This is a genomic window from Heliomarina sp., from assembly GCF_052826185.1.
This window is the reverse complement of the sequence record NZ_JBRBUI010000027.1, coordinates 168,027-185,073: the sequence shown is the minus strand read 5'-3', so window position 1 is coordinate 185,073 and position 17,047 is coordinate 168,027. Positions and strand designations below refer to the sequence as shown.

The 17,047-nt window shown below is 59.6% G+C and carries 15 protein-coding genes; 5 read left to right on the top strand and 10 right to left on the bottom strand.

All coding sequences use genetic code 11. The features are described 5' to 3' along the window. The first annotated feature begins 37 nt into the window (after nucleotides 1-37). On the top strand, nucleotides 38-502 hold the full coding sequence (locus ACU0FH_RS09685) for a PTS sugar transporter subunit IIA (RefSeq protein ID WP_088631677.1): 465 nt from the start codon (nucleotides 38-40) through the stop codon (nucleotides 500-502). On the opposite strand, the gene ACU0FH_RS09680 is transcribed toward ACU0FH_RS09685, so the two are convergent. From ACU0FH_RS09680 to cysQ, 8 genes are all read right to left on the bottom strand, one after another. After that, complete coding sequence (locus ACU0FH_RS09680) at nucleotides 489-1,925, bottom strand: nodulation protein NodH (RefSeq protein WP_446194415.1); 1,437 nt, start codon at nucleotides 1,923-1,925, stop codon at nucleotides 489-491. The genes ACU0FH_RS09685 and ACU0FH_RS09680 overlap by 14 nt on opposite strands. Nucleotides 1,926-1,942: 17 nt before the next feature. After that, nucleotides 1,943-3,640 carry a DUF5927 domain-containing protein gene (locus tag ACU0FH_RS09675; RefSeq protein ID WP_446194414.1) on the bottom strand — a complete coding sequence of 566 codons (1,698 nt, stop codon included), beginning with the start codon at nucleotides 3,638-3,640 and terminating at the stop codon, nucleotides 1,943-1,945. Next, complete coding sequence (locus tag ACU0FH_RS09670) at nucleotides 3,637-4,623, bottom strand: glycosyltransferase family 2 protein (protein ID WP_446194413.1); 987 nt, start codon at nucleotides 4,621-4,623, stop codon at nucleotides 3,637-3,639. Before ACU0FH_RS09670 ends, ACU0FH_RS09675 begins: the two co-directional genes overlap by 4 nt. A gap of 217 nt (nucleotides 4,624-4,840) precedes the next feature. Further along, nucleotides 4,841-5,767, bottom strand: a complete 927-nt coding sequence (locus ACU0FH_RS09665; protein ID WP_446194412.1) for a glycosyltransferase family 2 protein — start codon at nucleotides 5,765-5,767, stop codon at nucleotides 4,841-4,843. A gap of 132 nt (nucleotides 5,768-5,899) precedes the next feature. Continuing rightward, nucleotides 5,900-6,883 carry a UDP-glucose 4-epimerase GalE gene (galE, locus tag ACU0FH_RS09660; RefSeq protein WP_446194411.1) on the bottom strand — a complete coding sequence of 328 codons (984 nt, stop codon included), beginning with the start codon at nucleotides 6,881-6,883 and terminating at the stop codon, nucleotides 5,900-5,902. A gap of 36 nt (nucleotides 6,884-6,919) precedes the next feature. Further along, nucleotides 6,920-7,813: a UTP--glucose-1-phosphate uridylyltransferase GalU gene (galU, locus tag ACU0FH_RS09655; RefSeq protein ID WP_238372097.1), complete on the bottom strand. Its 894-nt coding sequence runs from the start codon at nucleotides 7,811-7,813 to the stop codon at nucleotides 6,920-6,922. A 212-nt stretch (nucleotides 7,814-8,025) separates the two neighbouring features. Further along, complete coding sequence (locus ACU0FH_RS09650; RefSeq protein WP_446194410.1) at nucleotides 8,026-8,826, bottom strand: 3-deoxy-manno-octulosonate cytidylyltransferase family protein; 801 nt, start codon at nucleotides 8,824-8,826, stop codon at nucleotides 8,026-8,028. Next, entirely contained in the window at nucleotides 8,826-9,623 is a 798-nt protein-coding gene (cysQ, locus tag ACU0FH_RS09645; RefSeq protein ID WP_446194409.1) for a 3'(2'),5'-bisphosphate nucleotidase CysQ, read from the bottom strand. Before cysQ ends, ACU0FH_RS09650 begins: the two co-directional genes overlap by 1 nt. A gap of 125 nt (nucleotides 9,624-9,748) precedes the next feature. Here cysQ and ACU0FH_RS09640 point away from each other — a divergent pair, with 125 nt between their 5' ends. Continuing rightward, on the top strand, nucleotides 9,749-10,570 hold the full coding sequence (locus tag ACU0FH_RS09640) for an ABC transporter permease (RefSeq protein WP_088631686.1): 822 nt from the start codon (nucleotides 9,749-9,751) through the stop codon (nucleotides 10,568-10,570). A gap of 6 nt (nucleotides 10,571-10,576) precedes the next feature. Here the strand turns inward: ACU0FH_RS09640 and ACU0FH_RS09635 are convergent, their stop codons facing one another. After that, nucleotides 10,577-11,176, bottom strand: coding sequence for an alpha-ketoglutarate-dependent dioxygenase AlkB family protein (locus ACU0FH_RS09635; RefSeq protein ID WP_446194408.1), 600 nt, complete (start codon nucleotides 11,174-11,176; stop codon nucleotides 10,577-10,579). Nucleotides 11,177-11,396: 220 nt separating this feature from the next. Between ACU0FH_RS09635 and dnaK the strand changes: the two genes are divergently transcribed. The 3 genes from dnaK (at nucleotide 11,397) to radC (ending at nucleotide 15,468) form a co-directional block, all read left to right on the top strand. Continuing rightward, the gene (gene dnaK, locus ACU0FH_RS09630) at nucleotides 11,397-13,301 is read left to right on the top strand and encodes a molecular chaperone DnaK (protein ID WP_238372101.1); all 1,905 of its coding nucleotides are present in this window, start codon (nucleotides 11,397-11,399) and stop codon (nucleotides 13,299-13,301) included. A gap of 79 nt (nucleotides 13,302-13,380) precedes the next feature. Continuing rightward, nucleotides 13,381-14,529 (top strand): molecular chaperone DnaJ, encoded by a 1,149-nt coding sequence (gene dnaJ / locus ACU0FH_RS09625; protein ID WP_446194407.1) that lies wholly within the window; start codon nucleotides 13,381-13,383, stop codon nucleotides 14,527-14,529. A gap of 177 nt (nucleotides 14,530-14,706) precedes the next feature. Further along, nucleotides 14,707-15,468, top strand: coding sequence for a RadC family protein (gene radC / locus ACU0FH_RS09620; RefSeq protein ID WP_446194406.1), 762 nt, complete (start codon nucleotides 14,707-14,709; stop codon nucleotides 15,466-15,468). A 26-nt stretch (nucleotides 15,469-15,494) separates the two neighbouring features. On the opposite strand, the gene ACU0FH_RS09615 is transcribed toward radC, so the two are convergent. Then, the gene (locus ACU0FH_RS09615) at nucleotides 15,495-17,042 is read right to left on the bottom strand and encodes a phosphate ABC transporter substrate-binding/OmpA family protein (RefSeq protein ID WP_446194405.1); all 1,548 of its coding nucleotides are present in this window, start codon (nucleotides 17,040-17,042) and stop codon (nucleotides 15,495-15,497) included. Nucleotides 17,043-17,047 lie beyond the last annotated feature (5 nt).

Sequence of the window (17,047 nt, the reverse complement as noted above, 5' to 3'; positions counted from 1 at the left end):
CAGAACAGGGGGCGCAGCCCACGGAGCACGACACCATATGGAGCTTTCGAGCATCCTGAAACCCGAAGCCGTTCGCGTCTATGCCGCCGTTTCAAGCAAGAAACGCCTTTTTCAGGAAATCGGCGACGTTGCCCACGCCTGCCATGGTATCAACGCCCCGGATACTGTCGAGGCATTGCTTGAACGGGAAAGCCTGGGACCAACCGGCGTCGGACACGGTGTCGCGCTACCCCATGCGCGACTACCCGGGCTCGATTCCGTGGTCGGAGTATTCGTGTTGCTGGAAAAGCCGCTGGATTTCAGTGCGATAGACCGTCAGTCGGTGGATATCGCCTTTGCATTGCTGGCGCCCGAGGAATCGGGCGTCGAGCATCTCAAGGCTCTCGCGCTGGTATCGCGCACCCTGCGCGAACCCACGCTCTGCGCCAAGCTGCGGGCAAACCATGACCCCAGCAAGCTTTACGCTCTGCTCACCTCGCCTACCTCGGTCAAGGCCGCCTAGGCAGACCGGGCGGTGTCCAAGGCCGCATTGCGAAAATCATGAAATCCCGCTGGTAGATTGACCCGATCTTGTCGGCGATTTCATTGTCGTACACATCCGCCAGCACATAGGGGCCACAGGGCTCATCGCGTTGAATATCGCGCGGATAGGTGATTCCCACATGTGAAGCCAACATGCTCAGCAACATGGTATCGTTCTCCCGAACCATGATATCGGGCGATTTGAATTCGGCAAAACCGGCGACGATCTGCGCCTGCGTCGCCCATGACGCATCCACTCGAATCCCCGTCTGACCGGCAAGGTTGGATCTGACGAATCCAAGAAATCCCTTGAACGCGGCCCGGTGATCTTCCACCGAATAGCTCTCGTCGGGCGCCCCCTCCGGCAGGCGCAGCTTGAACTGCCGCCGCAGGGTGTCGCGAATCTGCATATAGCTCCCGGCGCCCGTGTTGAGGATTTTCCTGCAAAAGACCTCGTGCACCCGATCCGCCGGATGCCGCAGAACCGTGAAACTCCGGTGAACTTCCTGCTTGCGCAACCACTGGCGTAAATCTTTCTGTGTCATCTTCCGCTTCAACGCCGACGCCGGCACGCCTTCCAACTCACCCATCCAGTTCGCAATCGTTTCGACAGGCCCGCCCGGAATAGGCATAAAGAGCAATGGCAGGCTGTTGCCCGCAATGTAACTTGGCACCGCCGGTCCACGGCGTGGCTCGAAATTGGGTGTACGTGTCAGATTGAACGCGTCCAGATCGGCCAGCGCGCGTTCCATTTCTCTCGGGTTAGAGACTTTCTCGGCCACGGGCCCGGGGTTCTGAATCTTGAGGCTCGTATCCAAGCCTTCCAGCTTTTCACCGCAGCCCAGCCATTGCGCCAGCCCGTTCATCACATCGAGATCGCGCAGGTCCTCGTAAGCGATGTAAAACCCGGTCTGTCCGGACACCTGCATCCGGTTGAGCAGCTTGACCTGAAAATTCTGAAGCTCTCCGACGTAGCCCGCAAACTCCACCCCGTCGAAATCGGCCAGCGCCTCCTTCCGGCGTTTGACATCGGTCAGCTTCCATTGGTTCGTGGCCTTGGCGATCTTCCACGACACGTAACTTTCCAGCGGATTACGGGTCAGGATGATCTTGGCGCATCGTGGGTCGTCGAGCATGACATCCAGAACGCGCGGATCGTGATCGTGGAAATACCGGAACCCTGAAAGCCCCGGCGCCGACTTCACCGCATCGATCAGGAGCGACGGATCGGCATCCCGCGTTTCCTTGTCGATCCCAAGAAGCTCGGACTTGTTCGGATACCCGATAAAATGCGGATTGAATGCCTCCCCCAGACAACTCATCCCATCGAAAGCGTTCAAGTTGGTTTCAAGCAGGTTCGATCCGGTTCGCATCTCTGCAAACACCACAAAATAGTCGAACATAGTCCCTCTGGTCATTATTACCGCACTAGGTACGGTCTTTGTTTTATGGCTGGCATCTCCTGCGATTCCTGCTCAACAGGAAAATCTCCCATGAGATAGGGATGCATGCCTTCGTTCTTCAGCTTCTGAAGAAATTGTCCAAAGCCGGCAAGATCCTCCAATCGCGGTGCCTCGCCGATCCAGCGCGATTTCTTCTGCGCGATTTCGTCCAGGACGGTCTGCAACGGCTCCATCGGAGATTCAATGAATTCCGCCATCGACCAGATCCGGATCTGTGCATTCGCATGGTTTGAGCGCAGGATTGCCAGCTGTTCGCTTTCCACGCGCTGAAGCCGCGCCGCTTCGCTGCGCAGGGTCGAAAAGTTCTTTTTCGAGCGGAACAGCGGCACCGCCCAGGCTCCGGTTACAACCGAGATCTGCGCGTTCGGATCCCGCGCCATGATCCAGTTGACGTCCTGATTGTCGCGCGGGCTGAACTGGAAACATTGCCGTTCGCCCCGCGTGTTCCAGATCAGGTTGGTCAGGAACCGCTCGGGCGCATGATCCCGCGTCGCGGCATTGTCGGTCAGCGCGCCATCGATGATACTTTCCCCGACCGCGAACTCGACCCGTTTCGGTGCAAAAAGATGCCCGTGTACCCGCGTGCCAGAGGCATTCGCGAGCCAGTCTTCGAAATCCACGAAAAGCTCGGAAAAACCCTGAAAGACCGAATAGGGGTGGGCGGTGATCCCGTTCTCGTGCCCGTTACGAGGCATCCGGCTTTGCATATAAAGACCCGGCCTGCCGCGGGTGCGCCGCTCCACCGCCTTGGCGAAAATCCTGTCGATTTTGGCCGGATTAGGCTCTGCTTTTTTCATCGCGCCCGCATCGTCCGTCAGGAAAGCACGGTAAAGCCGCTCTGCGCCCGGCCAGATTTTGCGGGCGACGAAACAGTCCGAGCGCCGCAGCAATTGCAGGTGGTCATCGTAGAACACATGCGGCTTGCCTTGGTAGTCGAACTTGGAAAGCGTCAGCGACCGGCTTTCGATATTGCGCGAGTAAAGCCGCGCCAAGGTCTGGTAATAGCTTTCATCCGGGATCCAGACCCGCCGGAAATACCTGTCATGCATGGCGCGTTCTGGTGACTTGAGGATACGCGACAGGGTCTCCCGGCTCAGGCACCACCACTGGCTGCCCATATGTGGCACTAACCCTTGGGGAATACGCCGTTTGAGCTTGAACCGACGCTGCACGTCCACCCATTTGTCGAACAGCCGCCGCTGTCGTTTCCACGAAAACGGAAAGCGGAGCGTGAAACGCTCTTCACCCAGCCCGCCTACGATCCATGGCACATCCGAGGTCGTCGCGCTTTCGATGAAATCGGTCTGGGGCCGTGCCGCAAGATAATCGACCAGTTCCGCGACAGGGCGCAGAGGCAGGCAGGACCCCGAGGAAAGAAAGACATGGCTCACGTCCGGAAAAGTTGCCAGCATGGTTTCGGATGCAGCCTGTGAGGCAGCCACGATGCCCCATGTTCCCCATTCGCAGCGATGTCGTTTGCTGAACCGGATCAGCGGGTCCGGTCGCAGCCGGTCACGCAGCGTGCGGAAATCCCTGCGCGACACGCTCTTGTCCACATGCAGAACCACCGGGCACCCTGACGCCGTCCAGTGCCGCGCGACCTGCGCCGCGCGCTCAAGCGAGTTGTGCACCAGCATGACGATACCGATGCTCATGCCCAGTTGCCCTTGGACATCAGCCCCAGGATATCAAGCTGGCGCCAGTTGATGTACTTCTCGCTGCTCGGACACCAAAGGTCCGGACTCTCCTTCAATCCCCTTGCATAGGCTCTGTATTCGGCGGAATCCGCATAATGCTGGCCCCGCTCCATCTCTTCGCGCGCCTTCCCGCGAAAGGTATCAAGGAACTTGGTGTGCAGCAGGGCGCCCGATGCTTTCTCTCCGCCCCATTCGTCATAGACATGGTTCAGCCCGCGCGGCAGCAGCATATGGGTCGAACTGACATAGGTGAACTTGCGGTCCCATTTCACAAGCGGGATCTTGTTCAGCGCGGGCGCCTCCCACGGTTTCTCCGCAAAGAACATGCGACTGCGCGGCCCGCCCTGAATCCAGAGATTGCCATAAGTCGGGTTGGGCCGGATCGTGTAATTGCCCGAGTCGAACCAGCAGGCGATCTCAAGCGGATCCTGCCCGGCCACATAGGGCTGCGCGTCCAGCGGACCCTTGGGATAGACATCGATCAGCATCGCCGAGAAACTGCGGATCGACGAACTATCAAGCCAGTCGGTCAGCGCAGGAATGGGGCGTGTATCGCAGAACGGATATACAAAAAGCTCGTCCGGATCGACGACCAGCGTCCAATGACCATGGGCGTATTTCCGGCACAGCCGGTTCACCCAGTCGACGCCGAAACTGGATTTCAGATAGCTTCCCGATGTCGTCCAGACCGAGATATCCGCCTGCCCGCCCAGCAGCTCAAGCGTGCCATCCGTGCTGTCGTTATCGATAAAGAGAAAATGCCCGACGCCAAGGTTGCGGTAATATTCAAGGAAATAGGGAAGCCGCACGGATTCATTGCGCATGGTGGAGACCAGCAGGATATCGTCCCGCCGGATAGCCGATGTATTGTCCTGGAACAGCCTCAGCTCCAGCGACTTGCGCATCGACCTGAGAATACGACGGCGCCGCCGTACCCTCATCTTATAAGAGTCCCAAAGGCCCAATCTTTCTGCCCAACCCCATATTCACACGCGCCCGGCAACCCGGTTGTGTGCGTCACGGCGTATTCGCGCCCATACCCCTAGTGTAAAAGGTCAATTAATTTACAATTCATTACAAGGAGAATAACCGCCGAATTTAAGCCCCCTGTAACCGTTGCGCCCCCGTTGGGAAAGCCCGGACCTTTTCAATACGGGCCTATTTCTTATCCAGATCCCGCATCAGACCAAGTTCGACCAGTTGCTTCCAGCCTTGATAGCGCACCGAGTCCTCATGCCAAAGCATCGGTGCAGTCTCGATTTTCGCGTAATAGTCTCTGAATTTTCGTGGTTCGTTGAAATGCTGTTTACGCGTGGCATCCTCACGCGCGCGCTCGATGATGTCTGGCAGGAACTTGCTGTGCATCAAAACGCCCGAAGGCTGCGCCCCGCCCGGACCGTCATAAGCCATGTTAAGATCGGGCGGCAACAGCGCATGACAGGAATTGACCAGCGCCCAGCGTCTGTTCCACCGGATCAGCGGCAGCTTGTTCAGCGTCGGCGCGCGCCTCGGTTCATCGGCAAAGAACACCCTCTCGCGCACGCCGCCCTGCACCCAGAGATTGCGTATCGGGGTCTGGCGCCGCCAGCGATAGGGGCCTGCGTCAAACCACGGAAGCGCCCTTATAGGGTCTGTTTCAGTCTCTGATCCGGGTTCTGTCGTACCCAGCGGACCCTTGGCATACATGTCCAGCATCAGGGCACCGAAAAGATTTTGCCCTCTCGCCTCCAAAGCCCCGGTCAGACCCGGAAGGTCAATCTCGTCCATGCGCGGATAGACCAGCAACTCATCCGCATCCAACACCAGACACCAGCGTCCATGCCCATGACGCGCCAGAAGCCAGTTGGTCCAGTCCACTCCGAACCGTGCCTTGCGGTAACTCGCCTTGGTCCGCCAGAGGGAAACATCCTCCTGATCCTGCAAGAGAGCCGCTGTGTCATCGGTGCTTGCGTTGTCGACCACCAAAAAATGCCCCACACCCAGAGCGCGATAGTATTTCAGGAAATGCGGCAACCGGGCAGCTTCGTTGCGCAGGACCATAAAAACGAGGATATCACCGGCACCGATCCGACCGGTTCTGTCCATCACCGATGTCAGGTCATGGCGACTTCGAAAGGCCCGCCACAAAAGACGGCGTCTTTTCCAACGCATTCGATAGGCGGCGAGCAGCCCTATCCTTGCTGCGGTTCGATCCGCAGCCCCTGTCATAACGGGCGGTCAGCCGTCATAGTGACCGGTCTGATGCCACCGCCAGGCGTCCTCGATCATCCGCCCCATGGTCGAGCGCTCTGGCGTCCAGCCAAGCTCGGTCTCGGCCCGGGTCGATCCGGACACAAGCCGGGTGCAATCCCCGGAACGGCGCGGCCCGATCTCATAGGGCACCTCCCGGTTCGTCACCGCACGCGACTGGTCAATCACCTCGCGCACCGAAAAACCCGTCCCGGTGCCAAGATTGAACACCCGGTTTTCCTTGCCATCCTTGAGCCATTCCAGACCCAGCACATGCGCATCGACCAGATCGCAGACATGCACGTAATCACGGATACAGGTCCCGTCCGGCGTGTCGTAATCAGTGCCAAAAACCGTCAACGCGTCGCGCTTGCCGTCGATCGCGTCCAGCATCAGCGGAATAAGGTGGGTCTCGGGCCGGTGGAACTCGCCCACCTCGGCCTCCGGGTCGGCACCTGCCACGTTGAAGTAGCGGAAGATCACGTGGCGCAGCCCGTGCGCCGCACCGAAATCGCGCAGGATGCCCTCGATCGCCAGCTTTGACGCGCCATAGGCGTTCAGCGGTTCCTGTGCGGTGGTTTCGTCCAGCACCACGTTATCATGCTCGCCATAGGTCGCGCAGGTCGAGGAGAAAACAAAGTCGAGGCAGCCCGCCGCCACCGCCGCTTCCATCAGGGTCAACGCCCCGACCACATTGTTGCGCCAGTAAAGACCGGGCTGCGACATCGCCTCGCCAACCTGGCTGAGCGAGGCGAAATGCATGACCGCATCGGGCTTGTGCTTGGCAAAGACGTCGTCAAGCCGCGCGCGGTCACTCAGATCGCCCTGTTCAAAGGGGCCGAATTTGACCGCGTCACGCCAGCCGGTAACAAGATTGTCGTATGTGACCGGCGTATATCCCGCCTGTTTCAATGCCTTGCACGCGTGCGAGCCAATATAGCCGGCGCCGCCGGTCACGAGTATGGTCTTCAAGTCTTGCCCCCGGTATTTACGTTGTCTGGCTGCCGATCACTCGGCAGCGTTTTCAAGCTGAACCACGTCGCGCAGGTAACGGCTCAGATCGTCGCGCAGATCGTCACGCGCCAATGCAAAAGCCACGGTGGCCTGCAAGAAACCCGACTTTGACCCGCAATCGAACCGCTGTCCGCGGAAGCGATAGCCGTAAACGCCGTTCTCCGTACCGATATCCGCCGCGATGGCATCGGTCAGCTGGATCTCGCCGCCCGCGCCTGTTTTCAGCTTGTTCAGGTTTTGCAGCACCGACGGCCCGAGCACGTAACGCCCGATCACCGCCAGGTTCGACGGGGCCTGGCCCGCCGGTGGCTTTTCGACCATGCCTTTGACCTCGACGATGGATCCCATGTCTTCCTTCACGTCGAGCACCCCGTAAGACGAGGCTTTCTCAGGCGCGACTTCCATTGCCGCCACCATGTTGCCGCCGGTTTCAGCATAGGCTTCGACCATCTGCTGAAGGCAGGGCGTTTCCGCCGCGATCACGTCATCGGGCAGGATCACCGCAAAGGGCTCGTTACCGATGAGTCGTCGTGCACACCAGACCGCGTGGCCAAGGCCCAGCGCCTTGTGCTGGCGGATATAGGCGATGGCACCGCTGTCCATGTTCGTGGACTTCAGTACTTTCATCAGGTCTTTCTTGCCCTTGCGGCGCAGTTCCTGCTCCAGCACGGGCGAGTGGTCAAAATAATCTTCCAGCGCGCTCTTGCCGCGTGATGTGACGAAAATGAATTCCTTGATCCCGGCAGCACGCGCTTCGTCGATGGCATATTGCACCAACGGGCGGTCTACCAATGTCATGATCTCTTTTGGAACCGATTTGGTTGCCGGGAGAAATCGCGTACCCAGTCCGGCAACGGGGAAAATTGCTTTTGTGACTTTCTTACGCATACGCTTCCTCAGTTTTTGTTTAACCAGTTAATTCGAAAATACCCGCAGGTTGCATCCGGTATTAGTAATGATGTTCCTGCCTGAGTCCATCAGATGGCGCGTCCATGCCCTGCGTTGCTTTTATTTTCAACGCAAACACAGCATTTAACGTCGCTTTATGTAGCAGGCGTGTCAATCCCGCCGACCAGTGAGAAATTGATCCCGATGTGGGATCAATCCAGATTCATGGCTTTCATCATGGCCTCCAGTTTAGGAACGTCCTCCGGGTTGTTCAGTTCCCAGAATTGACGCCCCCGCGCGGAAACCTCGACGCAGAGCACCTTGCGCCCGTTTTCCATGAACCGAAGCTGTTCAAGGCCTTCCAATTCTTCCAGCGGCCCGGTCGGCCAAGCTGGATAGGCGGACAGCGCATCCGGGCGATAGGCATAGACGCCCACGTGGTGAAACACCGGGCTCGGTTCGTCATCCGCATAGGACCGCGCGGTGAACGGAATAACCTCTTTCGAGAAATACATCGCCGAGTGATCCGTGGCGAAAACGGCGGTAGTGCCGCCGACTCGCCCCTGACGCCGGTCGGCCAGCAACCCGTTCAGCATTTCGCCGTCACAGCGCAGAACCGGAGTCGCGATCTCCGCCTCGGGCGCTGAGTTTAGCCCGGCGACAAGGTCTTCGACGAACCAGTGCGGGGTCAGTGGCGCGTCGCCCTGAAGGTTGACGACGATATCGAACCCACCGCCCAGCGCCGCATGGGCCTCGGCACAACGTTCGGTCCCATTGCGGCAGGATTCCGAAGTCATCACCACCTCGGCCCCGAACCCTTCGGCGGCCTCGCGGATCCGGTCGTCATCCGTGGCGACCACAACCCGGTCGACCCCGCCAACCGCCGAGGCCGCGCGCCATGACCGTTCGATCAGCGACTGGGTCTGCCCGCTCGCCCCCTTAAGCCCGACAAGCGGCTTACCCGGATAGCGCGAGGACGCGAACCGGGCCGGAATGACGATAAGGACTGACATCAGCCCGCCTTGAGCGTGACGCCCGGTGCATGGGCGATAAAGAACGGGTTCGCGAACCCTTCCTTGCCATAAGTCAGCGGCGTCAGGTCATCGAAACGCACGACGCTGCCGCCCGCGCCTGCCAGCACCGCATGCCCGGCGGCCGTATCCCATTCCATCGTGCGGCCAAGCCGCGGGTACAGATCAGCCTCGCCCGTCGCCACAAGACAGAATTTCAGCGAAGAACCCGCACTCTTCATGTCCTTGACGCTGTACTTGCCGATGTAATCATCGGTGGCCTGATCCCGGTGCGACTTGCTCGCCACGACCATCAGCGCCGAGTTGTCACTTTGCGCGACCTTGATCGGGGTCGTCGCGCCTATCTGATCCGGCGCGAAATCGCCGGTTTCCTCAACCGACTGACCATCCGCCATAGTAAAGAACATGCGGTTCTTGGCCGGCGCATAGACCACGCCCCGTGTCGGAGAACCGTTTTCGACAAGCGCGATATTCACCGTGAAATCGCCCCGGCGGTGGACGAATTCCTTGGTCCCGTCCAGCGGATCGACGATGAGAAATGTATCGCCCTTGGCAGTATGAGACTCGGACTGCTCTTCGGTGACGAGCATCACATCGGGATAGGCAGCACGCAAACCTGCCGAGATCAGCGCATCGGCGGCTTCGTCCGCTTCGGTGACCGGGCTTTCGTCCGATTTCTGCTTCACCTCGAAATCGTCAGCATTGTAGATTTCCATGATCTTTGCGCCGGCCTCGATGGCCAGTTTGCGCAACAATGGCATCAATGTCTCATAATCCACGTAAACTGCTCCGTTCTTCGTCGATTTGTTGAATATTTACCTTCGCTCCCTTATGGTCCGGTCTCACGGGAACAGCAAGAATTCCCTGCCTCTCGACGGCACAGCGACACAGGACAGCAGTTTTCATGTTCAGGTACAGGCGGCATCAGTCCAGCTTTGCGCGTGCCCTGACGACACTCGAGCTGATCTTTCACTCTGTCGTCCGCAGCGTCCGCGCCCGTCATAACAACGCCTTTATCGCCATTGGCCTGAACATGCTTCAGGTCGTGATGTTCGTGATCGTGTTCTACTTCATGTTCACCGTTCTCAAGATGCGCAGCTCGGCGGTACGCGGCGATTTCCTGCTTTACGTGATGTCCGGCATCTTTCTGTTCATGTGTCATATCAAGGCGATATCCGCCGTGACCGGGGCCGAAGGCCCGAACAGTTCTATGATGCAGCACGCGCCGCTGAACACCGCGATAACGATAACGGCGGCCGCGCTTGGTGCGCTTTACACGCAACTGCTGTCGATGTTCGTCATCCTCTTTATCTATCACGTCGCCTTCACGCCCATCGAAATCTACCAGCCCGGCGCGGCCTTCGGCATGGTGATGCTGTCATGGTTCACCGGCTGCGCGGTGGGCATGATCTTTCTCTCGGCCAAGCCATGGGCCCCCGCCGCCGTGGGAATCGCGTCGAGCCTTTATCAAAGGGCCAATATGATCGCTTCGGGTAAAATGTTTCTTGCCAACACCCTGCCCGGTTTCATGCTGCCCATCTTCGACTGGAATCCGCTGTTTCACACGATCGACCAGTCGCGCGGATTCGTCTTCATCAACTACAATCCGCATTTCTCGAACTGGCACTACGCGCTCTGGGTCGGCGTCGGGCTGACGATGCTGGGCCTCATGGGCGAATTCTATACCCGCCGCCGCGTCTCGGCGAGCTGGGGTGCCCGGCGCTAGGCCCGCTCAGGTCACCACCCGCAACGTCAGGTTGATCCGCCCGCCGTTTTCCAGCAGCCGGGACGACCCGTACCTGATCCGGTCCACGCCGTGATAGACCAGCCGAGCCTCGCCCCCCATCACCACCACGTCGCCGGAATTCAGCCAAACGGACTCCGTCTTGCCACCCCGGGTCAGGTTGCCGATCCGGAACAGTCCGTCGTCGCCAAGCGAGATCGACACGACGGGCCATGAGAAATCCGCCTCGTCCTTGTCCTGATGCATCCCCATCCGTGCGCCCTCGCCGTAAAAATTGACGAGGCAGCATTCCGGCAACCTCTCAAGCCCGGTCACTTCGCGCCAGATGTCTAGAACCTCCTCGGGAATACCGGGCCAGGCGGCCCCATTGGGGTGTTCGCTCACATAGCGATAGCCGGACCGGTCCGAGTACCAGCCGAACGCCCCGGCCGAGGTCATCCTCACCGACATCGCCTTGCCATATGGCGTTTCGGGCGCATAGGGCGGCGCCTGACGCCAGACATCACGCACGAGCTCGACCAGCCGCGCCTGTCGCGCCTCGTCGAGACAGGATTTCAAAACCTCCACACCCCGGATCGTCAATCGCATCGCCTACATCCTTTGCATTCGCATTTGCCGTGTAAAAAAGGTCACAAATTCGCGAACTCCTCCTGTCATGACCGGTTGCACGGGCTTTTTGCGGTCCCTATATACGCCGGGACGCGCCGAACAGACAGGCTCTGCAAGGCGCATATCATATCGGGGCCGGGATGCCGAAACGGGTTCGGGCTTCGGGTTATCGCCTTGAATAATGAAGGGATCAAAGACTATGGGTAAAGTAATCGGGATTGACCTCGGGACCACCAACAGCTGCGTCGCCATCATGGATGGCAGCCAGCCGCGTGTGATCGAAAACTCCGAAGGGGCACGCACGACCCCGTCTATCGTTGCATTCACGGATGACGAACGCCTTGTCGGCCAGCCGGCGAAACGTCAGGCCGTCACCAACCCGGAAAACACCATCTTTGGCGTCAAGCGCCTGATCGGTCGCCGTAACGACGACACCGATCTCGCCAAGGACCGCAAGAACATGCCGTTCAACGTCATCGACGGCGGCAATGGCGACGCATGGGTCGAAGCCAAGGGTGAGAAATATTCGCCCAGCCAGATTTCGGCCTTCATCCTCGGCAAGATGAAAGAAACCGCCGAGAGCTATCTCGGCGAGGAAGTGACCCAAGCAGTCATCACCGTTCCGGCCTATTTCAACGACGCCCAGCGTCAGGCCACCAAGGATGCGGGCAAGATCGCCGGTCTCGAAGTGCTGCGGATCATCAACGAACCGACGGCTGCCGCACTTGCCTATGGTCTCGACAAGGAAAACACCCAGACCATCGCGGTTTATGACCTTGGCGGCGGTACTTTCGACGTGACCATCCTCGAAATCGACGACGGCCTGTTCGAAGTCAAATCCACCAACGGCGACACGTTCCTCGGCGGTGAAGACTTTGACATGCGCATCGTCAACTACCTCGCGGACGAGTTCAAGAAAGAGAACAACGTCGATCTGACCAAGGACAAGATGGCGCTTCAGCGTCTGAAAGAGGCTGCTGAAAAGGCCAAGATCGAACTGTCCAGCTCCTCCCAGACCGAGATCAACCAGCCGTTCATCTCGATGGGCTCCAATGGTCAGCCGCTGCACATGGTCATGAAGCTGACCCGCGCCAAGCTGGAAAGCCTCGTGGCCGACCTGATCAAGGCGTCGATGAAGCCGTGTCAGGCCGCGCTGAAGGATGCCGGTCTGTCGACCTCGGACGTGGACGAAGTCGTTCTCGTCGGCGGTATGACCCGTATGCCCAAGGTGATCGAGGAAGTGACCAAGTTCTTCGGGAAAGAGCCCCACAAGGGCGTGAACCCGGACGAGGTCGTTGCTCTTGGTGCCGCCATTCAGGCCGGTGTTCTGCAAGGTGACGTCAAGGACGTTGTCCTGCTCGACGTGACCCCGCTGTCGCTCGGTATCGAAACGTTGGGTGGCGTGTTCACCCGCCTGATCGACCGCAACACCACGATCCCGACGAAGAAGAGCCAGATCTTCTCGACCGCGGAAGACAACCAGAACGCCGTGACCATCCGGGTTTTCCAGGGTGAACGTGAAATGGCAGCCGACAACAAGATCCTCGGCCAGTTCAACCTTGAAAACATCCCCCCGGCACCGCGCGGCATGCCGCAGATCGAAGTGACCTTTGACATTGACGCCAACGGTATCGTGTCGGTCGGCGCCATGGACAAAGGCACCGGCAAAGAGCAGAAGATCACGATCCAGGCTTCTGGTGGTCTGTCCGAGGACGACATCGAAAAGATGGTTAAGGACGCCGAGGAAAACGCCGAGGCGGACAAGACCCGTCGCGAGCTGGTCGATGCCAAGAACCAGGCGGAAAGCCTTATCCACTCGACCGAAAAGTCGATGGAAGAGCATTCCGACAAGGTCGACCCGACCACGATCGAGGCGATCGAGCTCGCCATCGCCGCGCTCAAGGACGAGCTGGAAACCGACAATGCCGACAAGATCAAGTCCGGCATCCAGAACGTGACCGAAGCCGCGATGAAACTCGGCGAAGCGATCTACAAGGCCAGCCAGGAAACCGAGGGTGAAGAACCCAAGGCGGCCGACATGGGTGGCGACGACGACATCGTCGATGCGGACTTTGAAGATCTGGATGACGACAAGCGTGCCTAAGGCATAAATCCGGAACCAATATTGGGCCGGTCCGGTCTCCGGGCCGGCCCAACACGTTCCGGGAGAGAGGTAATAAACGATGTCAAAACGTGATTTCTATGACGTACTTGGCGTTGCCAAAGGCGCTTCCGCGGACGAGATCAAAAAGGCCTATCGCAAGAAGGCCAAGGAATTTCACCCGGACCGCAACGCCGACAACCCGGATTCCGAAGCCAAGTTCAAAGAGGCGAACGAAGCTTATGAAATCCTGAAAGACGCCGAGAAAAAAGCGGCCTATGACCGTTTCGGCCACGCGGCCTTCGAAGGCGGCATGGGTGGCGGACGGGGCGGCGCTCGTCCCGGACACGGAGGGGATTTCTCCTCGGCATTCTCCGACGTGTTCGACGACCTCTTTGGTGACTTCATGGGCGGCGGACGCGCCGGTGGCGGCGGACGTCGCGCGGCGCGCGGATCCGACCTGCGCTACAACCTACGTGTCTCGCTCGACGATGCCTATTCAGGCATGCAAAAGACGATCAACGTCCCCACGGCAGTCCCCTGCGGCTCATGCGAGGGCTCCGGCGCCGAGGGCGGTGTCGAACCGACCACCTGCCCCACCTGTTCGGGCATGGGCAAGGTACGCGCGCAGCAGGGCTTTTTCACCGTCGAACGCACCTGCCCGACCTGCTCGGGTCTGGGCCAGATCATCAAGAATCCCTGTAAAGCCTGCGGCGGTGCCGGCCGGGTCGAAAAGAACCGCGCGCTCAATGTGAACATCCCCGCTGGTGTCGAAACCGGCACCCGCATCCGCCTTGCCGGAGAGGGTGAGGCCGGGATGCGCGGTGGTCCTCCGGGCGATCTCTATATCTTTGTCGAGGTCGCGGCCCATGACCTGTTCGAACGCGACGGCATGAACCTGCATTGCCGGGTGCCTGTCAGCATGACCAAGGCCGCGCTTGGCGGCGCTATCGAAGTGCCGACCATTGACGGCGGCCGTGGCCGGGTGCAGATCCCTGCCGGTAGCCAGTCGGGTCGCCAGATGCGTCTGCGTGGCAAGGGCATGCCGGCCCTGCGCGGCGGTGGCGCGGGCGACATGTTCATCGAACTCGCCGTCGAAACCCCGGTCAACCTCACGACCAAGCAAAAGGATCTCTTGCGCGAATTCGATGAGTTGAGCGAGGACAACAACCCGGAATCGAAATCCTTCTTCTCCTCCGTGAAATCCTTCTGGGACGGAATGAAGGGCTGAAACAACAGGGGCCGGTTCGACACCGGCCCCTTTTTTGACCTGCCGATGCTGCGCTGCGGCGGTGTACAGGGGGTGCAAGGGTTGTGTACGGATATCACCCCCCATTGCAGCGATCTACCTTTGGTTGTAGAACTTTCTTTTAATAGTTCTTTAACCAAGTAGACGCACCCTCGCAGCATGGCCCGAGAACGTTCCTTCAACGAAGTTGCGCCGTCATTGTTCGACGCGGATGAGGCGCCAACGACGCCTTTGCCAATTGGCAGGCTGCCTTCTTATATCGCAGACCACCGTACACGCCTGCGGGAACGTTTTCGCAGCGGCGGCGCCACCGCGATGCCGGATTACGAACTGCTCGAACTGCTGCTGTTCAGATCGATCCCGCGCAAGGACACCAAACCGCTCGCACGGGCGCTGCTGGATACTTTCGGCGACTTCAATCGCGTCCTTGCTGCCCCGCCCGAGCGGCTCTTGCAGGTGAACGGTGTCGGTGAACAAGTCATCACCGATCTCAAGGTCGTCGAGGCCGCCGCCCAACGTATGGCCCGCTCCAAGGTCTTGCAGCAGCAAGTTATTTCAAGCTGGGACGCGGTTCTGGACTATTGCCATACGACCATGGCCCACCGCGAAACCGAACAGTTCCGGGTACTGTTTCTCGACCGTAAGAACGTGCTGATCGCAGATGAGGAACAGGCCAAGGGCACGGTAGATCACGTGCCGGTCTACCCGCGCGAGGTCGCGAAGCGCGCGCTTGAACTGAACGCCGCCGCGCTGATCCTTGTGCATAACCACCCCTCCGGCGACCCAACCCCTTCCGAGGCGGATATTGCCATGACCAACCAGGTCAAGCTGGCCTGCGACGCGCTTGGGCTGACGCTGCATGACCACCTGATCATCGGGAAATCGCGCGAACTGAGCTTTCGAAGCGAAGCGCTGATCTGAGGGTATCTGCGAGCGTTGCCAGTAGCTTATCGCACCCAGACTTCGACGCGGCGATTGACCTTGCGCCCCCATTCGCTGTCGTCGCAGGCCATCGGCAGCGCCTCGCCAAAAGCTTCGATATGCACCTCGACGCGACCGGGATCGGCTGCCTGCGCCTTGCGAAGGACAGCGCCCTGAATGGCCTTGGCCCGCGCACGGGCGATCCGCAGATTGGCCGAGGCCGGGCCGTCACCATCACTGAAACCGACAAAAACAAGCCTGCGTCCGTCGAACTCCCCCGCCTCAATGGCCTGTGCCAGCAGATCGATATTTGTGCGCGACTGGGCATCCGGGCGCGTCGATCCTGTTTCGAACCGGAAGGAATGTGTCAGGCGTTGCATCGGCATGAAAAACCCCACCATCCGCTGCAATTCGGCAAGCGGCACCTCGTCACCGGCAGCCAGTATCGCATTGGCAAACCGGTCGCCCTGCGCCTGCAACCCGATGGTTTCTGGCGCCTGATCCACAAGCCCCACTCGACGGATCACGTTCTGCGCCATGTTCGACCGCAGGTATCCCATGAACTCGCGCCCGATCTTGGGCAGACGACGCGCCGGGAGGTACAGAAACATCGGTGTCGTAAGAGGATAGTCCTCGGTCTTTATCGTCTGGCGCGAGGCAGCAAGACGATGCCCACAACCACCGGTCAGGGTCAGTACCCGCGCCGTGCCGGTCTCTGCGTGGCTGGCAAGCCCGATAGAAAACGGATCGGCAGTTACCGCATCCACCATATCGCTACCGCTGTCGTGGAGCGTTACATCAGGCGCAAGCGTCAGCCCGGCCGGTCCAAGCAGATAGTCCTCGGCAGCCTGCGCCAGCCCGGAACCGGCAACCACCAGATGTGCGGAAATCGGTGCGTCAGGTCCGCCAAGCTCGGTCCAGTTGGTGATCTCTCCGGCAAAAACCTGCGCCAGCGCCGGCGTCGAAATCATGCCAAGCGGGTTATCTGCAGCCACGACCGGCACCATGGCATCCAGCGCCAGAACCCGATTGCGGGCAGGTGTGCCAAGATCGCCCAAACCTGCCTCAAACGCACGACGGCTTTCATCCGGTCGCACTTCCCGCAGCGCCATGACGATATCGGCCTCGTTGGCGAGAAGATCGGCAAAGCCTTCGTCCGTATTGGTGCTGCGAAACAGGAAGCGGGCGGCCAGCTTCCCCTGCTCGGACAGTTCCACAACCAGATGGTGGGAATCCACATCGCGACGTTCCACCGAATAGCCGTTGCGCAGCGCAAAGCCTTCGACCAGCGACGGCATCAGAACCGAAGCCATCGCAGACGCACCGGAGAACGAAATACTAGCGACATAATCAGACAGGTTCGGACAAGCCGGCCCCTCGCAAAGCACGCCGGAGCCGTCCAGCGTCAGTTCGCCGAACTTGCTATCGATGCGATAGAATTCGCCATCATAGCCAAGGAACCTGCCGGAGATTTCGATCTCGCCGTCGCGCGACGTCAGGGTGATGTCCTGAGCCGCAAGGGTCGTTCCCAAAAGGACAAGTGCGGCGCAGAACGCCGCACGAAGCAATGCCATCGATT

Bases quoted from the DNA above. Each gene is read 5' to 3' on its own strand.
- radC (WP_446194406.1), top strand. From the start codon at position 14,707: ATGGCCCGAGAACGTTCCTTCAACGAAGTTGCGCCGTCATTGTTCGAC.
- ACU0FH_RS09675 (WP_446194414.1), bottom strand. From the start codon at position 3,640: ATGAGCATCGGTATCGTCATGCTGGTGCACAACTCGCTTGAGCGCGCG.
- galU (WP_238372097.1), bottom strand. From the start codon at position 7,813: ATGCGTAAGAAAGTCACAAAAGCAATTTTCCCCGTTGCCGGACTGGGT.
- ACU0FH_RS09640 (WP_088631686.1), top strand. From the start codon at position 9,749: ATGTTCAGGTACAGGCGGCATCAGTCCAGCTTTGCGCGTGCCCTGACG.
- ACU0FH_RS09665 (WP_446194412.1), bottom strand. From the start codon at position 5,767: ATGGACAGAACCGGTCGGATCGGTGCCGGTGATATCCTCGTTTTTATG.
- ACU0FH_RS09650 (WP_446194410.1), bottom strand. From the start codon at position 8,826: ATGTCAGTCCTTATCGTCATTCCGGCCCGGTTCGCGTCCTCGCGCTAT.
- dnaJ (WP_446194407.1), top strand. From the start codon at position 13,381: ATGTCAAAACGTGATTTCTATGACGTACTTGGCGTTGCCAAAGGCGCT.
- ACU0FH_RS09635 (WP_446194408.1), bottom strand. From the start codon at position 11,176: ATGCGATTGACGATCCGGGGTGTGGAGGTTTTGAAATCCTGTCTCGAC.
- ACU0FH_RS09670 (WP_446194413.1), bottom strand. From the start codon at position 4,623: ATGAGGGTACGGCGGCGCCGTCGTATTCTCAGGTCGATGCGCAAGTCG.
- ACU0FH_RS09680 (WP_446194415.1), bottom strand. From the start codon at position 1,925: ATGTTCGACTATTTTGTGGTGTTTGCAGAGATGCGAACCGGATCGAAC.
- ACU0FH_RS09685 (WP_088631677.1), top strand. From the start codon at position 38: ATGGAGCTTTCGAGCATCCTGAAACCCGAAGCCGTTCGCGTCTATGCC.
- ACU0FH_RS09615 (WP_446194405.1), bottom strand. From the start codon at position 17,042: ATGGCATTGCTTCGTGCGGCGTTCTGCGCCGCACTTGTCCTTTTGGGA.
- dnaK (WP_238372101.1), top strand. From the start codon at position 11,397: ATGGGTAAAGTAATCGGGATTGACCTCGGGACCACCAACAGCTGCGTC.